This is a genomic window from Cupriavidus sp. BIC8F, from assembly GCF_032465815.1.
GTDB classification, from domain to species: domain Bacteria; phylum Pseudomonadota; class Gammaproteobacteria; order Burkholderiales; family Burkholderiaceae; genus Cupriavidus; species Cupriavidus necator.
This window is the reverse complement of the sequence record NZ_CP136095.1, coordinates 2,146,347-2,162,845: the sequence shown is the minus strand read 5'-3', so window position 1 is coordinate 2,162,845 and position 16,499 is coordinate 2,146,347. Positions and strand designations below refer to the sequence as shown.

Annotated in this window: 18 protein-coding genes; 11 read left to right on the top strand and 7 right to left on the bottom strand. The window is 66.6% G+C overall.

The features are described 5' to 3' along the window. Positions 1–10 precede the first annotated feature (10 nt). Together RS901_RS29975 and RS901_RS29970 are read left to right on the top strand one after the other, a co-directional pair. Positions 11–772, top strand: a complete 762-nt coding sequence (locus RS901_RS29975; protein WP_316154137.1) for a cupin domain-containing protein — start codon at positions 11–13, stop codon at positions 770–772. A 60-nt stretch (positions 773–832) separates the two neighbouring features. Then, positions 833–1,819: a tripartite tricarboxylate transporter substrate binding protein gene (locus RS901_RS29970; RefSeq protein WP_316154136.1), complete on the top strand. Its 987-nt coding sequence runs from the start codon at positions 833–835 to the stop codon at positions 1,817–1,819. A gap of 42 nt (positions 1,820–1,861) precedes the next feature. Here the strand turns inward: RS901_RS29970 and RS901_RS29965 are convergent, their stop codons facing one another. Then, a complete protein-coding gene (locus tag RS901_RS29965; protein ID WP_316154134.1) occupies positions 1,862–3,118 on the bottom strand; it encodes an MFS transporter in 1,257 nt (418 codons plus the stop codon). A 103-nt stretch (positions 3,119–3,221) separates the two neighbouring features. Here RS901_RS29965 and RS901_RS29960 point away from each other — a divergent pair, with 103 nt between their 5' ends. Continuing rightward, complete coding sequence (locus RS901_RS29960; RefSeq protein ID WP_316154132.1) at positions 3,222–3,668, top strand: helix-turn-helix domain-containing protein; 447 nt, start codon at positions 3,222–3,224, stop codon at positions 3,666–3,668. A gap of 64 nt (positions 3,669–3,732) precedes the next feature. On the opposite strand, the gene uraH (RS901_RS29955) is transcribed toward RS901_RS29960, so the two are convergent. Genes uraH (RS901_RS29955) through RS901_RS29945 form a run of 3 tightly spaced genes read right to left on the bottom strand, consistent with a single transcriptional unit; the run spans position 3,733 to position 5,948 of the window. After that, positions 3,733–4,068 carry a hydroxyisourate hydrolase gene (uraH, locus tag RS901_RS29955; RefSeq protein WP_011616942.1) on the bottom strand — a complete coding sequence of 112 codons (336 nt, stop codon included), beginning with the start codon at positions 4,066–4,068 and terminating at the stop codon, positions 3,733–3,735. 31 nt (positions 4,069–4,099) lie between these two features. Beyond that, a complete protein-coding gene (gene uraH, locus RS901_RS29950; protein WP_316154130.1) occupies positions 4,100–4,606 on the bottom strand; it encodes a hydroxyisourate hydrolase in 507 nt (168 codons plus the stop codon). Between the two features lies 1 nt (position 4,607). Beyond that, on the bottom strand, positions 4,608–5,948 hold the full coding sequence (locus RS901_RS29945) for an MFS transporter (RefSeq protein WP_316154129.1): 1,341 nt from the start codon (positions 5,946–5,948) through the stop codon (positions 4,608–4,610). A gap of 390 nt (positions 5,949–6,338) precedes the next feature. Between RS901_RS29945 and RS901_RS29940 the strand changes: the two genes are divergently transcribed. After that, positions 6,339–7,283: a LysR family transcriptional regulator gene (locus tag RS901_RS29940; protein ID WP_041228594.1), complete on the top strand. Its 945-nt coding sequence runs from the start codon at positions 6,339–6,341 to the stop codon at positions 7,281–7,283. A 124-nt stretch (positions 7,284–7,407) separates the two neighbouring features. Next, positions 7,408–7,926 (top strand): 2-oxo-4-hydroxy-4-carboxy-5-ureidoimidazoline decarboxylase, encoded by a 519-nt coding sequence (gene uraD / locus RS901_RS29935; protein ID WP_316154128.1) that lies wholly within the window; start codon positions 7,408–7,410, stop codon positions 7,924–7,926. A 9-nt stretch (positions 7,927–7,935) separates the two neighbouring features. Here uraD and RS901_RS29930 read toward each other — a convergent pair whose 3' ends face one another. Both RS901_RS29930 and RS901_RS29925 read right to left on the bottom strand, forming a co-directional pair. After that, positions 7,936–8,601 (bottom strand): hypothetical protein, encoded by a 666-nt coding sequence (locus RS901_RS29930; protein WP_316154127.1) that lies wholly within the window; start codon positions 8,599–8,601, stop codon positions 7,936–7,938. Continuing rightward, entirely contained in the window at positions 8,598–10,004 is a 1,407-nt protein-coding gene (locus RS901_RS29925; RefSeq protein ID WP_316154126.1) for a selenium-binding protein SBP56-related protein, read from the bottom strand. The genes RS901_RS29930 and RS901_RS29925 overlap by 4 nt, the downstream gene beginning before the upstream one ends. A 308-nt stretch (positions 10,005–10,312) precedes the next feature. Between RS901_RS29925 and RS901_RS29920 the strand changes: the two genes are divergently transcribed. Further along, positions 10,313–10,732, top strand: a complete 420-nt coding sequence (locus tag RS901_RS29920) for a PaaI family thioesterase (RefSeq protein ID WP_316157321.1) — start codon at positions 10,313–10,315, stop codon at positions 10,730–10,732. 10 nt (positions 10,733–10,742) lie between these two features. Here RS901_RS29920 and RS901_RS29915 read toward each other — a convergent pair whose 3' ends face one another. Further along, entirely contained in the window at positions 10,743–11,741 is a 999-nt protein-coding gene (locus tag RS901_RS29915; RefSeq protein WP_316154125.1) for an AraC family transcriptional regulator, read from the bottom strand. 161 nt (positions 11,742–11,902) lie between these two features. Here RS901_RS29915 and RS901_RS29910 point away from each other — a divergent pair, with 161 nt between their 5' ends. The 5 genes from RS901_RS29910 to RS901_RS29890 all read left to right on the top strand — a co-directional run bounded on the left by RS901_RS29910 (position 11,903) and on the right by RS901_RS29890 (position 16,490). After that, positions 11,903–12,883: a quinone oxidoreductase gene (locus tag RS901_RS29910; protein ID WP_316154124.1), complete on the top strand. Its 981-nt coding sequence runs from the start codon at positions 11,903–11,905 to the stop codon at positions 12,881–12,883. Between the two features lie 12 nt (positions 12,884–12,895). After that, entirely contained in the window at positions 12,896–13,738 is an 843-nt protein-coding gene (locus RS901_RS29905; RefSeq protein ID WP_316154123.1) for a TauD/TfdA dioxygenase family protein, read from the top strand. Between the two features lie 50 nt (positions 13,739–13,788). After that, the gene (locus RS901_RS29900) at positions 13,789–14,847 is read left to right on the top strand and encodes a 3-keto-5-aminohexanoate cleavage protein (RefSeq protein WP_018309550.1); all 1,059 of its coding nucleotides are present in this window, start codon (positions 13,789–13,791) and stop codon (positions 14,845–14,847) included. A gap of 114 nt (positions 14,848–14,961) precedes the next feature. After that, entirely contained in the window at positions 14,962–15,972 is a 1,011-nt protein-coding gene (locus RS901_RS29895; protein WP_316154122.1) for a tripartite tricarboxylate transporter substrate binding protein, read from the top strand. A 134-nt stretch (positions 15,973–16,106) separates the two neighbouring features. Further along, a complete protein-coding gene (locus RS901_RS29890; RefSeq protein WP_316154121.1) occupies positions 16,107–16,490 on the top strand; it encodes a hypothetical protein in 384 nt (127 codons plus the stop codon). The last annotated feature ends 9 nt before the right edge of the window (positions 16,491–16,499 follow it).

Sequence of the window (16,499 nt, the reverse complement as noted above, 5' to 3'; positions counted from 1 at the left end):
GAGACAACGCATGACATCGCAATTCGTACGGCGTGCCGCCGATGTGCCCGCCTATTCCCCGGCAAACCATACCGGAACCGCCAACCAGCGCGTGATCGGCAAGGAGACGGTCGGCGCGCGGCGCATCGAAGTGCTGTTGGGCACGATCTCTCGCGGCCATGGCGCCTTGCCCCATGCGCATCCGAACCTGGAGCAGGCGTCCTACCTGCTGGCGGGCGAGGGCATCGGCGAGGTCGCCGGCAGGGCGCGCACCTTGCGTGCGGGCGACTGGGGTTTCAATCCGATGGGGGTATTCCACCGCTTCGAGGTCGTCAGCGACGAGCCGGTGCAGGTCATGGTGGTGTACGCGCCACCGTACAGCGAAAACCCGGACGCCGCCGTGGTCGCCAGCGCAGCGGATGACCCCCGTTGCAGCGCGCAGGCGGACAGCCTGCGCGAGGTGCCGACGCAGCAAGCGGCGCAAAGCCTGCCTCACTACCATCGCGTCCGTGCAAGGCCCGTGATTACACGCGACACGGTCGGCGCCCGGCACCTGGATATCCGTGCGCTGGCGCTGGAAGCCACGGGCGGTGCCGAAGCGCACGCGGTGGCCGCTACTGAGCAGGTGCTATTCCTGCAGTCGGGTTCGGTCAGCGGCGAGATCAACGGCCAGCAGTTCACAGCGAAGTCGGGGGACTGGGTCTTTGTGCCGGAGGGCGGCACGTTCAGCTTTGCGGCGCAGGGTGGCCCGTGCGAGGCCATCCTGGTGCGGGCGCACGACGCGGTGCCCTGAACCCGGCCCGCGCCAGGGTCCGAACCATCAACAGATGCCAAAGGCACGAGGAGACAAACCATGATTCATCCATGCATGCGCAACGTGGCCATCGGGCTGCTGTGGCCGCTGGCCGCGGCCACAGCCGGGATGGCGCAGGCCGCGGACGCCAGCCAATATCCCGACAAGGCAGTCCGCGTCATCGTGCCGTTTCCCGCGGGCAGCGGCACCGACAGCAGCGCGCGCTTTGTCGGCGAGCGGATCACCGCGCAGACGGGCAAGCCCGTGGTGGTGGACAACCGCCCGGGCGCCAACGGCTTCATTGCCGCCAAGGCCGTAGCCGGCGCTACCGGCGACGGCTACACCGTGCTGGTGACGACCAACACCACGCATGCTGCCAATGCGTCCTTGTTCAAGAAGCTGCCCTATGATCCGATCAAGGATTTCGCCCCGGCATCGTTGATCGCCAAGAGCGGGCTGGTATTGGTGGTGCCACCCGACAGTCCGGTACGCACGCTGGCAGACCTGACCGCGCTGGCCAAGGCAAAAAATGGGGCGCTGACGTTTGCCAGCGGCAGTTCGTCGACCCGCATCGCCAGCGAACTCTACAAGATGCTGGCCGGCGTGCAGGCGCTGCACGTGCCCTACAAAGGGGTGCCGCTGGCCCTGACCGACCTGATGGGGCACCAGGTCGATTTCATGATCTCCGATATATCGCCGGCCATGACGCTGATCCAGGGCGGCAAGCTGCGCGCGGTCGCGGTGACCACAGCGCAGCGCAATCCGGTGCTCAAGGATGTCCCGACGATGGCTGAGAGCGGCCTGCCCGGCTATGAGATGGTGGCATGGTCGGCGGCCTTCTTCCCGGCCGGGACGCCAAAGCCCGTGGTGGACCGCATGAGCGAACTGATGCGGAATGGCCTGACCGGCCCGGCTGCCACCGACTACTTTGCCCGCACCGGAGGCCAGCCTGCGCCGTCGACGCCCGAGGAACTGGCCGCCTTTGTCCGCAGCGAGACCCTGAAATGGGCCAAGGTGATCAAGGCGGCGGGAATCGAGCCCGAGTGACGCAGAGGGGGGCGCTGATGCGCAGAACGCCCCCTGCAGGCCCTACACCTCATGCGCTTGCGCGGCTTGCGCCGGCATGAAGCGGCAGGTGGCGGCCCAGAACACCAGCGCCAGCAAGCTGACCACGGCGCCCAGCACGCAGACGCCCCGCCAGCCGGCAGCGTCATAGACCGCGGTGGTGGCAATCGCACCCAGCCCGCTGCCCGCCGCGTAGAACAGCATGTACGCGCCGACCAGCCGGCTGTGCGCCGCGGGATCGGTGCGGAAGATCATGCTCTGGTTGGTGACGTGGATGGCCTGGCCGCCCAGGTCGAGCAGCACGATGCCAATGGCCAGCGGCCACAGCGATGCCTCCAGCCACGACAGCGGAAGCCAGGCCGCCACCAGCAGCACCAGTGCCGCGAGCGTGGTGCGCTGCCCGAAGCCCTGGTCCGCCCAGCGCCCCGCACGCGCAGCCGCCAGGGCACCCACCGCGCCAACCAGCCCGAAAGCGCCGATGGCGGTATGCGACAGCCCGTAGGGCGGAGCGCTCAGCGGCAATACCAGGGCGCTCCACAGGATGTTGAACGCCGCGAACATCAGTAGCGCGATCGTGCCCCGGATCTGCAAGACCCGGTCGCGGCGCAGCAGCAGGAACATCGATGCGACCAGGCTGGCATAGCGCATCCGCTGGCCGGCGCTGGCCACCACTGGCAGCGCACGCCATAGCAGCCACGCAAGCACCAGCATCGCCGCTGCGGCGCAGACATAGACGTTGCGCCACCCGGCCACGTCGCTGACGCCGCCGGCCACCACACGCGCCAGCAGCAGTCCGATAAAGACGCCGCTCTGCGCGGTGCCGACCACGTGCCCGCGTTCATGCGGTCCTGCTGCCGCGGCCGCATAGGCGATCAGTCCCTGGGTCATGGCGGTGCCGAGCAAGCCGGTCAGGAGCATCCCCGCCAGCAGCACCGCAACGGACGGCGCCAGCGCCACCGCAGCCAGCGCGCCGGCCAGGGTAAGCACCTGTGCCAGCATCAGGCGGCGGCGTTGCACAAGGTCGCCCAGCGGCACCAGCAACAGCAGCGCCAGGGCACAACCTAGCTGGGTAGCGGTGACCGCGCCGCCGATGGCCCCGGCGCTGATGGAGAAATCCGCCATCAGCGCATCCAGCAGCGGCTGGGCGTAATAGACATTGGCGACGCTCAGGCCGCTGGCGCAGGCGAACAGCAGCACCGCGCCGCGCGGCAGGTTCGTACGCGGTGCCGCAGGGCAAGTCGGAGGCGGTGCCGTCACCGGCGTTGCGGGGGAGGTTTCCATACCAGTACCATGTAGTTGCAAATAAAAACCAGTTGAAGCGTAAGCCTACTGGTTTTAAAATGCAACTACATTGACGGGCTGCACAGCCCAAGGCAACCAAGACATGGCCACCCGCAAGGACCCGAGCGATGAAACCTGCCCCGTTGCGCGTACCCTGGAGCTGGTCGGCGAGCGCTGGTCGCTGATGATCGTGCGCGATGCGTTCGACGGCATGCGCCGTTTCAGCGACTTCCAGCGCAGCCTGGCGGTCGCGCGCAACATCCTGTCCGATCGTCTGCGCCGGCTGGTGGAAGCCGGCATCCTGACGACGCAGCCGGCTTCCGATGGCAGCGCGTATCACGAGTATGTGCTGACGAAGAAGGGAGAGAGCCTGTTCCCCGTCGTATTGGCCTTGCGCCAATGGGGCGAACACCATCTGTTTGCGCGCGGCGAGCGGCGCTCCCAGATGGTGGAAAAGCGGACCGGGAAGCCGGTGCCGCTGATGATGCCCCGGACCAGCGACGGTGATGTGCTCTTGCCAGGGGAAACGGAAGTGCGCAAGCCGCGCTAGGTGGGGTGGTGACGAGGTCGTCGAAAGTCGCCCGCTTTTCAGCGCGGGCGACCTGCTGCCGCCTTCAGCTGCCCCGATAAGTCCCGAAGCTCCATGGCGAACACAGCAACGGCACATGGTAGTGCTGCGCGGCGTCCGCGATGGTAAAGCGCACGGGCACGATGTCGGCGAAGACGTCGGGGGTGCGGAAGTAGTCCGCCACCCAGAAGCGCAGCTCGAACTCGCCGGTGCGCGCCTGGGCCGGCGGCAGCATCGGCGTGTCGGTGCGGCCGTCGTGGTTGGTGCGGGTGCGCGCGATCAGCCGTGGCGGCTGGGTGGCGACGTCGAACAGTTCCACCTGCATGCCGGCCACGGGGCGGCCCAGGGATACGTCGAGCACATGTGTGCTGATGCCTGCCATGATGCGTGTGTCTCCGGGTTGGGCCGCGGCGTCAGCTGCCGCGGTAGTAGTTGTAGCTCCACGGCCCGAACAGCACGGGCAGGTGGATGCGCTGGCTGGCGTCGGTGACGCGCAGGCGCAGCGGGATCTTCGACAGGAAGGAGGGTTGCGGCAGGCTGGCCTTGCGCGCGGCAAAGTACTCGTCCGCGTGCAGGATCAGTTCGTAGGTGCCGGTGCGGTAGCTTTCGCCGATCAGCAGCGGCGGTTCGCTGCGGCCGTTGGCGGCCAGGGTGACGGTCTGCAGCGGCGTGCGCTGGCCATTGTCGATGCGGAACATCTCCACGCGCATGCCGGCGGCGGGCGTGCCGTGGTAGGTGTCCAGCGCGTGCAGCGTCAGGCGCGGGCTCAGGCCGCCTTGCTGCACCGGTGCTGCGGTCTGGTTGGGGGCCGCCGCATCCGGCGTGGCGCCCCAGCTGGCGCCGGCCAGCAGCGCGCCGCCGCCCAGCGTCATCGATTGCAGCGCGAAGCGCCGGCGGGTGGGATCAAAAGCGTCGTCCATGTCAGGCCCCTTGCTTGCCGCCGAGCTTGCGGATGCCGACCAGCACCAGCACCGCGGCCACCACCTCGATCACCGCCACCAGGTACAGGCCGGAGGTGAGCTTGCCGGTGGTGTTCTTGATCAGCCCCATCACATAGGGCGCGCCAAAGCCGGCCAGGTTGGCCACCGAGTTGATCAGGGCCACGCCCACCGCGGCGGCGCTGCCTGCCAGGTAGCGGTTGGGCAGCTGCCAGAACACGGGGATGGCGCTCATGGTGCCGACCAGCGCGGCAGTCATGGCCAGCAGGGCGATCACCGGCGACAGCACCTGCGCGCCCAGCAGCACGGCCAGCACGGCCATGGCACCGCCACCGACCAGTGCCGCGCCGCTGAAGTGCCAGCGCACTTCGTTGCGGCGGTCGGAATGCGCACCGTTGAGGATCATGCCGGCGGCGCCGCACAGGTAGGCCACGGCCGCGATCCAGCCCACCGCCATCGGCGTGGTGAAGCCCACGTCCTTGATGATGGTCGGGATCCAGAACGTCAGCGTCGAGTTGGCGCACAGCAGGCAGAAGAAGATCGCGATCAGCAGCCACACCTTGGGGTTGGTGAAGAGCGTGCGCCAGTCGTGGCCGCGCTCGCCCAGGGTGGCGTTGTCGCGCTTGAGGGCGTCCTGCAGCACGCGCTTCTCGTCGTCGGAGAGCCAGCGCGCCTGCTCCGGCTTGTCGGTCATGTAGAACCAGGCAAAGATGCCGGCCAGCACCGACGGGATGCCTTCCAGGATGAACAGCCATTGCCAGCCGTGCATGCCGTTCACGCCAGCCATGCTGGTCATGATCCAGCCGGCCAGCGGGCCGCCCAGCACGCCGGCGATGGCGGAGGCGGACATGAAGGTGCCGAAGGCGCGCGCGCGGCGCTGCGACGGGTACCAGTAGGTCAGGTACAGGATCACGCCCGGATAGAAGCCGGCTTCGAACGCGCCCAGCAGGAAGCGCAGGATGTAGAACTGCGTGGGCGTGGTGACAAAGGTCTGCAGCATGCAGATCACGCCCCAGCAGATGGTGATGCGCATGATCGTCTTCTTGGCGCCGATCTTCTGCAGCAGCATGTTCGACGGCACCTCGAAGAAGAAGTAGCCAAGGAAGAAGATGCCCGCGCCCAGCCCATACACGGCCTCGCTGAAGTGCAGCGCGTCCAGCATCTGCAGCTTGGCGAAGCCGATGTTGACGCGGTCCAGCCAGGCCAGTACCCACAGCACCCCAAGGAAGGGCAGCAGGCGCCAGGTTACCTTGCGGTAGACGCTGTCCTCGGCGTCGTCGGCGGTGCCGGCAAATACCGGGATGCCTTGTTTTGTGATCGACATGATGTCTCCTGTCTTGTCGTGTTCTGCCAGGTCTTGCTTGGCGGCGGTGCATGCCGTCCGCCGGGTTGGGAGCAAGTATATGAATGGCCCGCCAATGCGAAACGAGGGGGCTGGTATAGACCCCATAGCAGCACCGATATGGGCTGCAATCCCTTGTGTGGCGCGGGTTTGCGGGTGCTCCGGCGGGGCCCTGGCGGACCTATGGATTACCCTAGGCAGGCCGTTTGCCGGGGTGCGCGCACGCGGACCGGGCAGGCTCGTCCGGGTTGTACCGGTTGCCGTGCGGTGCGCGACACGCTACAAAGTCGCCATTGCCTGGCATGGCGTTGCCGCCCGGAGCGGCGGCAGCCGCACCTGCCAGGCCTCCACTTTTCCTGCCACGGACCCAACATGATTCGCGCCGACGACCCGTTCGATACCTACCTGCTGCGCGTGCTGTGCATCCTGATCGCCGAGCAGAGCGTGTCGCGCACGGCGATCCGCCTGAACCAGTCGCAGCCGGCCATCAGCGCCGCGCTCAAGCGCCTGCGGGCGATCTTCAACGACCCGCTGCTCACACGCGAGAAGAACGTGATGGTGCCGACCGAGCGCGCGCTGCAGCTGGCGCGCAATGCCCAGGCCGCGCTCAGCGCGCTGGACAACCTGCTGGTCTCGGACGACCGCTTCGATCCCGCCACCACCGAGCAGAGCTTTGTGGTGGCCATGCCAGACTACCTGGCGCCGCCGTTCTTCGCGCACGTGGTGCGCGCGGTGCGGCGTGCGGCGCCGCACGCGCGGCTGTCGGCGCTGCCGCTGGGGGCCACCTTCGATTACGAGCAGGCGCTGTCGGCGGGTACGGTCGATATCGTGATTGGCAACTGGCCTAACCCGCCTGAGCACCTGCACCTGTCCGTGCTGCTGGAAGACGAGGTGGTGTGCGTGGTGGCGCAGGACAGCGTGCATGCGCAGCCCGGCAAGTTCACCGCCCAGGCCTACCTGGGTGCTTCGCATATCGTGCCCACGCCGTATTCGCGCGACCAGCGCGGCCTGGTCGATGCCGGCCTGAGCACCATGCGCGTGCACCGCGACAACCGCATCAGCTGTCCCTACTTCAACCTGGCGCCCAGCCTGATCCCCGGCACCGACCTGATCCTGACCACCGCACGCCACTTCGCCAACTACCATGCGCAGCATGTGCCGCTTGCGGTGTTGGAGCCGCCGATCGAGTTCCCGTTCATGCGCTTCTACCAGCTGTGGCATCCGTCGCGCCACCGCTCGGCCGCGCATGTCTGGCTGCGCGGCATGCTGACCGCCGCCTCGCAGGAGCTGCGCGACCTGCGCGATATGCGCCGCTAGCGGTATCGGTTTCTGTTATGGGATCTATAGGGCCCGGGCTCTCGCCGCTGCGGCGGGCCGTTCCTATACTCGGCCCCGTATCCAACGATTCCCCATGCGCGGGATCCCTACGGGAGAAGCATCCATGTCTCAACCACTCGACCTGGCGTCGGTCAACGCCCTGGACGAAGCGGCCTTTGCCGATGCCTTCGGCAGCGTGTTCGAACACTTTCCGCAGGCCGCCGAGGGCGCCTGGGCGCAGCGGCCGTTTGCATCGGCAACGGCGCTGCATGGCGCCATGATGGAAGTGGTGCGCAAGCTCGACGAGCCGCGCCAGCGCGATTTCCTGAACCTGCACCCGCAGTTGTCGGCGCGCAATATCCGCGCGGGCACGATGACGGCCGATTCCAACGCCGAGCAGAAGAGCGCCGGCCTGGATGCGATGTCGGCGCAGCAAGAGGCCGCGCTGGACCAGCTCAACGCTGACTACCAGGCGCGCCATGGCTTCCCGTTCATCATCTGCGTGCGCCACTACACCCGCGAAGGCATCTTCGCCGCGTTCGAGCGCCGGCTTGGCCGCAGCACGCAGCAGGAGCTTGACGAAGCGCTGGCACAGATCGCCGCGATCACGCGTGGGCGGCTGGCGGCGCGGCTGGCCGGCTGAGTTCAGCGCTTATCCAGAGGCTTCAAGACCCAGCGCCAGCATCCCCACCAGGATGAGGCTGCCGGCCCAGACCGCCTCCAGGTTGAACCAGCTCCGCGACACGAACTTCAGTCCCAGGTAGCGGTAGACCAGCCATGCCATGCCGCCGCCCACGGCGAACATGGCCAGGGTGTGGATGACGGCGACCACCAGCGCCATGCCCAGGTTGGCGCTGGCGAGCGTGACGACGGCCTGGTGCCCCAGGTCCGTCCCGACACGGCAGAGGCCAAGATAGATCGGCACCAGCATCAGGCCGGCGCCATGCGCGATCGCCACCGCGAACGACCATAGCGCGAGCCGCGATGGGGCGATGCGCACCAGTGCGCGCGGGTGGCCTCGCCTGAGCAGCAGCACGATGCCGCAGCCAATCAGCAGCACGCTGGCGCCGATGCGGATCTGCGCTTGCCAGGCGACCAGGGCAGCCAGCATGCCGAAAGGCAGCGTCACCGCCAATACCGCAAGCGCGTGCCCGCAAGCCAGGTACCCCAGCGCGGCAAGGAGGGCGCGGCCGCTATGCGCCAGCAAGCCGTTCGATACCGCCAGCGGCCAGCCCATGGCGGGGTTGATGCCGTGATAGAGGCCGCTGGCCAGCACTGCCGACCAGAGGCCGATCTGTTCCCAGGCGTGACCGCTCAAGCCTTGACCGAGGGATAGCAAAACGAGTCGGTCGAGCAGTCACCGCCTTCCAGCCGGATCTGGTGCGCGCGGTAGCCTTCCGGAAACTCGACCCAGTAATTCTCGGCCAATGTCAGCCCGCCGTCTGGCCCGGCATGCGCCATGACCTGCGTGCCTGGGATGCCGTCGGGGTAGAACTGGTTGTCCCAGGTGGAGTAGAGCGAGTTGGTCCAGTAGACGCGTTTGCCGTCGCGGCTGATCTCGACCATCTGCGGGCCGCCGGTGAAGGGCTTGCCGTTGGAATGCGGCGTGCGGCGGACGATGCCGCCGATATGGACCGAGCCGGCGAGCTTCAGGTTGCGCGGATCGCTCACGTCATACTGCCGCATTTCGCCGGTGCCCCAGCAGGACACGTAGAGGAACTTGTCATCGAGGGACAGATCGATATCGGTCACCAGCGGCGGCACGGCGCCGAAGCCCTGCAGCAGCGGCGGCAGCAGGCTCGCATCGGCGGCTTCGGGCGGGATGGTTGCCGTCTTCTCGGCGTGGAACTTGCCGCCTTCGCGCCACCAGGTCCAGATCGAGCCTTCCAGGTTGGTGGTATCGACCACCACGCCAACAAAGCCGTATTCGCGGATCGGATCATGCGCAGGCCGGACTTCCAGCGCCATCTGGTGATTGGCGCCCAGGTCGATGGTCTGCACGTTGCGTCGCGCCCGCAGGTCCCAGAAATGCAGCTTGTGCCCGTAGCGGTTGCCCAGCAGGTCCTCGGGCACCAGCCCGTTCTCGAACTGCGGCGGCAGCGCCCATTCGCTGGACACCATGTAGTCGCGCGGCAGGTTCCACCAGAAATCGTAATGCTTCTCCTGGTCGCCGCGGTCGATTTCCCAGCGGCCCAGCACATCGAAGGTCTCGCAGTCCATGATGAAGATGCCGGGCGTGCCGTCCGTGCCATCCGGGCCACTGCCCCCGAGCGTGCTGACGTAGATGCCCTCCGGCCCGCAGTGCACGGTGTGGGGCCTGGAGTAGCCGGTCTTGCGAAAGATCTCGTCCGGCTCAACGATCTTGTGGATCCGTGCCTGGGTCGGGTGCGGCTTGGTGTCGATGATATACAGGCGCGACGAGCGCATGCCCGGAATGATCAGGTAGCGCCGTTCGAGAAACGCATGGCCGGTCAGCGGCGACAACGACGACGAGCACGCATTCCAGCCGAAATGGTGCAACTCGTCGCCCTTGTTGGTCATCGGCACGGTATGCACCACCTGGCTGTAGGTGGGCGAGCCGGGTTTGGCGTCGATCACCGCGAGCGCGTCTGGCTGCGAGGCGTCGGGGCTTAGCAGCACCGTGTAGGCAAATGATTCCGCTGGTGCGCTGATCGCGAGTTCCGGCGAGGCGTGAAATGTCGGATCTGGCCGCATGTTCATGGGGAGCCCTCCTGGTTTTGCAGGACGTCGCAACGTCGCCGGTACATCACTTGCCCGTGGCGCATGGCCAAGGTGCAGGGGAAGCCTACTTAGCCTAGGTCGTTCTCAATACCGAGTCAAAGGCGGCGCAGGCGCGGCAAACGAATGACCCCTAGGGGGCCTTATTCATGCTGGCAAAAGATGCGCTTCGTGAAATAGAGATTTACGAAAAACCGTAAATCAAGCAGAAATGGGGCTCCGGGGCCAGCGCGCGCAACGCGTGCTGCGCCGGTATCAGGGAAACAATCAGCGAAATGGAAACCCAAGCAATGGATGCGGTGAAACCTCAAGGTGAGGGCAATGATGAGTTCTGCCTGGACAATCCGGCACTGGAAAGCATCGGTGTCAGGATCACCCAGTGGCGCGACGACTATGTAGAACTTGAGCTGCCGCTCGCGCCCAATATGCTCAACCGCAGCCGGGTGGTGCATGGCGGCACCCTCTGCACCCTGCTCGACGCCGCCACTGGCTACTCGGGCCTTTACTCGGCGCCGGGCGAGGCCGCGCGCCATGCGGTCACGCTGTCGCTGACCTCGAACTTCCTGAGCAACGGGACGGGCAAGTTGCTGACCGCAAAGGGCATGGTCGACCGGCGCGGGCGCTCGATCTTCTTTTCGCGCGCAGAGGTGTGGCTGGACGGGGAGTTGCTGGTGGCAACGGGTGTCGCCACGATGAAGTACCTGAAGTAGGCCGCCCGTCTCAGGCGCCGTCCTGGCGCCAGCGTGTCGGCGACTTGCCGAACTGTGCCGCGAACCAGCGCGAGAATGCGCTGGGTTCCGAAAACCCCAGCAGCGTGGCGACCCGGGCGAGCGGGCGCTGCGGATCCTGCAGGTAGCGTTGCGCAAGCTCGCGGCGCACTTCATTGACCTGCGCGGAGAAGGTATCGCCATCCTGCTCCAGCTGGCGCTGCAGCGTGCGCGGACTGATGCCGAGGCTTTGCGCGACCTGTTCCACCGCGCCGCGCCCGCGCGGCAACAGCTGGTGCAGGGTGCGCCGGACGTCGGCCGCGATGGAAGGCTTGCCGGCCCCCGGCTGCAGGTCGAGGAAGCCCCTGGCGTACCCGGCCAGGCTGGCATCTGCCAGGGGATTGACGCGATCCAGGTCGCCGCTGGCAAGCACCAGCCCGTCGAACTCCGAACCGAACTCAATGTGTTGCCCGAACAGGCGCCGGTGGATTTGCAGGTCGGCCGGCGCCGCATGCGCGAAATGCACGCTGTGCGGCTTCCAGGACGCGCCCAGGATGGCGCGGATCAGGCTGTACAGGGCGGCAACGGTCAGTTCCATGGCCTGCCTGCCGGGCTGGTGCCGGCCCGTCTGCAACGTCACATGGAGCACCGTGATCTCAGGATATTCCGTGACCAGGATGGAGATGGAGTCGCTGAGCCAGTGGCGGTAGCGCTCGATCTCCGCCAGCGCGTGGCGCAGCGTGGGCTGGTGCTGCAGCAGCAGGCTGACCGGGCCGAAGTCTGACAGGCGCCACGATTCCCCCACCATCAGGCCAAGCGAATGGCAGGCCGTGACTCGCGCCGAGGCCTCCAGCACTTCGGCCAGGCGCGCTTCCGGGATGCGCAGGTCCGGGGTGTACAGGCAGGCCTGGTCCAGGCCTGCCTGGGCCACCATGCGCACCGGATCCAGGCCCGCGCCCCGGGCAATCTCCAGGTATTTGGTCAGGGAGGCGCTGCGAACAAGGACGGTCATAAGGCTGCCGCGAGAGTGGGTGGGGGCATCGGTCGTGTCCGTCATCAAATGTCAAATCCTGGCGCGATCGGTCAAGGGTGCCGCGCCATGGCTGTCTGACAATCGTTACCGTCGCGCCAATGATAGCGGCGCGGGCAGGACACGACAATCAGGAGACAGCCTTGGCAAAAGCCATTCGCATGTACGAAACCGGAGGCCCCGAAGTCCTCCGCTATGAGGACGCCGAGGCAGGCGACCCGGGCCCGGGCGAGGTGCGGATCCGCCACGCCGCCGTCGGGCTGAACTATGCCGACACTTACTTCCGCAACGGCACCTACCCGGTGCCGCTGCCCAGCGGCATGGGCGTGGAGGCAGCCGGCGTGGTGCAGGCGGTCGGGCCGGGCGTGACCCTTGTCGCGGAGGGCGATCGCGTCACATACACCGGCTTTATCAACACCTTGGGCGCGTACAGCACCGAGCGCCTGGTGCCTGCCGCACCGCTGATCCACCTGCCGGAAGCGATCAGCTTCGAGACCGCGGCGGCGATGACCATGCGCGGCCTGACCTCCGCCTACCTGATGCGCCGCATCTACCCGTTCAGCGGTGGCGAAACCATCCTGCTGCACGCGGCTGCCGGCGGCGTGGGGCTGATCGTCTCGCAATGGGCGAGGCTGCTCGGCCTGACCGTGATCGGCACCGTTTCGACCGAGGCCAAGGCAGAGGTGGCGCGTGCCCATGGCTGCGACCACACCATCAACTACAGCCATGAGGACGTGGCAAAGCGGGTGCGGGAGCTGACCGATGGCGCGGGCGTGTCCGTGGTTTTCGACAGCGTGGGCAAGAGCACCTTCATGGCGTCGCTGGATTCGCTGAAGCGGCGCGGGTTGATGGTCTGCGTCGGCACGGCCTCCGGCACCATCCCGCCGTTTGATCCGCAGCTGCTGGCGAGGAAGGGTTCGGTCTACCTGACCCGACCGGCGCTGGCCGACTACATTGCGGACCCCGCCGAAAAGGCCGAACTGGCCGCCGAGGTGTTCGGCCACGTTGCCGCTGGCCGTATCCGCATCGAAATCAACCAGCGCTATGCGCTGCAGGATGCCGTGCAGGCCCACCGCGACCTGGAATCACGCAAGACCACCGGGTCTTCGATCTTTGTGCTGTAAAGGAGCGTCCCCATGCGAGCCCAACCCCTTACCTGCAATATCGGCGCCGAAGTCAGCGGCGTCAGCCTGGCCGATGCCGCGCGCGACGACGCGCTGTTTGCCGAGATCAAGTCCCTGCTGCTCACGCACAAGGTGCTGTTCCTGCGCGACCAGGAAATCTCCCGCGCGGATCACGTGGCATTCGCGCGCCGTTTCGGCGAACTGGAAGACCATCCCGTCGCCGGCAGCGATCCCGACCATCCCGGGCTGGTCCAGATCTATCGCAGCGACAAGCGCGAGAACTACGAGAACAGCTACCACACCGACGGCAGCTGGCGCGAAACCCCGCCCATGGGCTGCGTGCTGCGCTGCATTGAATGCCCGCCGGTCGGCGGCGACACCATCTGGGTCAACATGGCGGCGGCCTACGAGCACCTGCCCGAGGAAGTCAAGCAGCGTATCGCCGGCCTGCGCGCCAAGCACAGCATCGAGCATTCGTTCGGCGCGGCGATGAGCCCGGAAAAGCGCGCCAGCCTTGCCGCGCAGTACCCCATGGTCGAGCACCCGGTGGTGCGCACGCATCCGGAAACCGGCGAGAAGGCGCTCTACGTCTGCGGCTTCTCCACGCATTTCGCCAACTTCCATACGCCCGAGAACGTGCGCTACGGACAGGACAAGACCCCGGGCGCCAGCCATCTGCTGAACTACCTGATCAGCCAGGCGGCGATTCCCGAATACCAGGTGCGTTTCCGCTGGCAGCCCAACAGCGTGGCCATCTGGGACAACCGCTGCACCCAGCACTACGCGGTGCAGGACTACTGGCCGGCGCCGCGCAAGATGGAGCGCGCCGCCATCATCGGCGACAAGCCGTTCTAAGGCGCGCCAGCCGCCGCCAGGCCACGTGCCTATATCAATGGAGACATGCCGTGAATTACCTCGATGGATCCCTGTTCCCTGAAAACCAGCAGCCGTTGATCATCACCGCGGCACCCTACGCACCGGGCTGGCTGCCCTCCGATTTCCCGGAAGACATCCCCGTGACGATGGAAGACCAGATCCAGAAGGCAGTGGATTGCTACAACGCCGGCGCAACTGTGCTGCACCTGCATGTGCGCGAGCTTGACGGCAAAGGCTCGAAGCGTCTGTCCAAGTTCAACGAGTTGATCGCCGGGGTGCGCAAGGCGGTGCCGGAGATGATCATCCAGGTGGGCGGATCGATCAGCTTTGCGCCGGAAAACGAGGGGGATGCCGCCAAGTGGCTGTCCGACGACACGCGCCACATGCTTGCCGAACTCGACCCCGTTCCGGACCAGGTCACCGTCACGGTGAACACGTCACAGATGAACGTGACGGAGCATGCGGAACTTGCGGATTTCAAGGGCACCTCGCGCGAGAACCCCGCGATCTTCAACGCGTACAAGGAAATGACGGTTCCCGCCCAGCCGGGCTGGGTCGAAGAGCACATCCGGCGTCTTTCCGCTGCCGGCATCCAGAGCGCATTCCAGTGCTACAACATCAACAGCTTCGAATCCGTTGAGCGGCTGATCCGGCGCGGCGTGTACAAGGGCCCGCTGGTCATGAACTGGGTGGCGATCAGCGGCGGCATGGATGCGCCCAGCGTCTTCAACCTGGCCAACATCGTTCGCGCCGTCCCGGATGGCGCGGTCCTGACCGTCGAAAGCTCCGTGCGCAACGTGCTGCCTGTGAACATGATGGGGATTGCCCTGGGCCTGCATGCGCGATGCGGGACCGAGGACTGCCTCTGGAACCAGTCACGCACGGCCAAGATGAGCACAGTGAAGCAGATCGAGCAGCTGGTGCGCATCGCGGGCGAATTCGGCCGCAAGGTGGCAACGGCCCAGGAAGCGCGCGACATCCAGAAGATCGGCGTGTTCTACGACACGGTCGAAGAGACGCTGGAGGCCAACGGCTTCGCGCCGAACCGCAATGGCGGCAATCAGGGCTTCCTGCGCAAGGCCGCCTGACCCGGCCCGGTCGGCACTGACGATCCGCCAGCAGAAGGGCAAGGGTGGCAAATCACCGGCTCACGATGAAGCCGGCTGCTGCCCTGAACAACCCTCGCACATTCGGAGACAAAAATGAATCAAGCAGAACCGTCGGCACGCCGCAGGGCGTCGCTGTCATGCATGTTCGGCCTGGCGCTGTCGGTGGCGCTGCCGGCTGCGCTTGCATCGACCGCCCAGGCCCAGGCGTGGCCGACCAAGGTGGTCAAAATCGTGGTCGGCGGCCCTGCCGGCGGCACCGCCGATTTCCTCGGGCGCCTGCTGGCCGAGGGGCTGACGCAGTCGCTGGGCAAGCCGGTGATCGTCGAGCAGAAGCCAGGCGGTGCCGGGGCGATCGCGGTCAACACACTGCTTTCCGCACCGCATGACGGGCATACGCTGCTGCTGATCCAGGGCGGCATCGTCTCTGAAACGCCGCTGGCGCTGAAGGTCTCGTTCGATCCTTTCAAGGACCTGAAGCCCGTTGCCCAGGTGGCTCGCACCGGGCTTGTGCTGGTGGGCAACCCCAAGCTGCCGGCGAAGAACTTCAGCGAGCTGCTTGCCTACATCAAGAGCAAGCCCGGCCAGATCGACTATGCCTCTTATGCCGCAGGCATGCGCGGGCAGACCATCGGCGTCCAGTTCAACCGCCTGGCGGGCGTGAACCTGAACCATGTCGGCTACAAGGGATCGCCGCCCGCGCTGCAGGACGTGATGGGCGGCCATGTGCCGCTGATGTTCGACGGCCTGGCCACGTCGCTGCCGCTGATCAAGTCCGGCAAGCTCAAGGCCTATGCCGTGGCGTATCCCAAGCGCATCCCCGCGCTGCCCGATGTGCCGACCTTCGCCGAAGTCGGCTTCCCGGCGATGACGGAGCCCAGCTGGATGGGGGTGTGGCTGCCACCGGACGTGCCGGCGGCGGTGCAGGAAAAGATCCGCAACGCCACGCTGGCCATCGTGCAGCGGCCCGGCTACCGCGAGCGCGTGGAGGCCATGGGCATGGATGCCGGGCAGCCGCTCAGCAGCGAGGCGTTGTCCAAGGAGGCGCGCGCCGCCCATGAGCGGCAGGCGGAGTTGCTGCGGTCGATACATTTCGTGCCGGAGTAGGGAGCCGGCAAGGAGGGCAGGCGCCCTGCGGGCGCCTCAGCGCAGCATTCAGCAAAGTTGTATGCTTTCTGAATGGCCTGCCGGGCGCCTCCAGCGCGTTCCCGTCACGGCGCAAACAGTATGGCGGTGACGACATGAAGCCTGCTCACGCATTGATTGTGACTTGCGTCATGCTGGCCGCCTGCGTATCGACGGGCGTCGAGGTGAAACAGGAGCAAATGGCGAACTTCCTGCTCGGTTTCTCGACCCTCGACGACGTTACCACCCAGCTGGGGAAGCCCTCGTCGCAGACCACCCTGGTCAACGGGTCAACCATCCTGATCTATTCGTTTGCGGCCTCCAGGCCGCACCCTGAGAGCTTTATCCCGTTCATTGGCCCGCTGTTCGCCGGCGGCGCGATCCGGTCGTCGACGGTCTTCTTCGAGTTCGACGAGAACGGCGTCCTCAGGAGCCAGCGCCTGACGACGTCCGGTAGCGTTTCGGGATGGAGCGTGCTGGCGCCTGACGTGTTGCCATAGGCGGGGGGC

Excerpts from the sequence above, each read along its gene's own strand:
- uraD (WP_316154128.1), top strand. The coding sequence starts at position 7,408 with ATGTCTCAACCACTCGACCTGGCGTCGGTCAACGCCCTGGACGAAGCG.
- RS901_RS29925 (WP_316154126.1), bottom strand. The coding sequence starts at position 10,004 with ATGAACATGCGGCCAGATCCGACATTTCACGCCTCGCCGGAACTCGCG.
- uraH (WP_011616942.1), bottom strand. The coding sequence starts at position 4,068 with ATGGCAGGCATCAGCACACATGTGCTCGACGTATCCCTGGGCCGCCCC.
- RS901_RS29905 (WP_316154123.1), top strand. The coding sequence starts at position 12,896 with ATGCGAGCCCAACCCCTTACCTGCAATATCGGCGCCGAAGTCAGCGGC.
- RS901_RS29960 (WP_316154132.1), top strand. The coding sequence starts at position 3,222 with ATGGCCACCCGCAAGGACCCGAGCGATGAAACCTGCCCCGTTGCGCGT.
- RS901_RS29940 (WP_041228594.1), top strand. The coding sequence starts at position 6,339 with ATGATTCGCGCCGACGACCCGTTCGATACCTACCTGCTGCGCGTGCTG.
- RS901_RS29920 (WP_316157321.1), top strand. The coding sequence starts at position 10,313 with ATGGATGCGGTGAAACCTCAAGGTGAGGGCAATGATGAGTTCTGCCTG.
- RS901_RS29965 (WP_316154134.1), bottom strand. The coding sequence starts at position 3,118 with ATGGAAACCTCCCCCGCAACGCCGGTGACGGCACCGCCTCCGACTTGC.
- RS901_RS29915 (WP_316154125.1), bottom strand. The coding sequence starts at position 11,741 with ATGACCGTCCTTGTTCGCAGCGCCTCCCTGACCAAATACCTGGAGATT.
- RS901_RS29945 (WP_316154129.1), bottom strand. The coding sequence starts at position 5,948 with ATGTCGATCACAAAACAAGGCATCCCGGTATTTGCCGGCACCGCCGAC.
- RS901_RS29890 (WP_316154121.1), top strand. The coding sequence starts at position 16,107 with ATGAAGCCTGCTCACGCATTGATTGTGACTTGCGTCATGCTGGCCGCC.
- RS901_RS29895 (WP_316154122.1), top strand. The coding sequence starts at position 14,962 with ATGAATCAAGCAGAACCGTCGGCACGCCGCAGGGCGTCGCTGTCATGC.
- uraH (WP_316154130.1), bottom strand. The coding sequence starts at position 4,606 with ATGGACGACGCTTTTGATCCCACCCGCCGGCGCTTCGCGCTGCAATCG.
- RS901_RS29970 (WP_316154136.1), top strand. The coding sequence starts at position 833 with ATGATTCATCCATGCATGCGCAACGTGGCCATCGGGCTGCTGTGGCCG.
- RS901_RS29975 (WP_316154137.1), top strand. The coding sequence starts at position 11 with ATGACATCGCAATTCGTACGGCGTGCCGCCGATGTGCCCGCCTATTCC.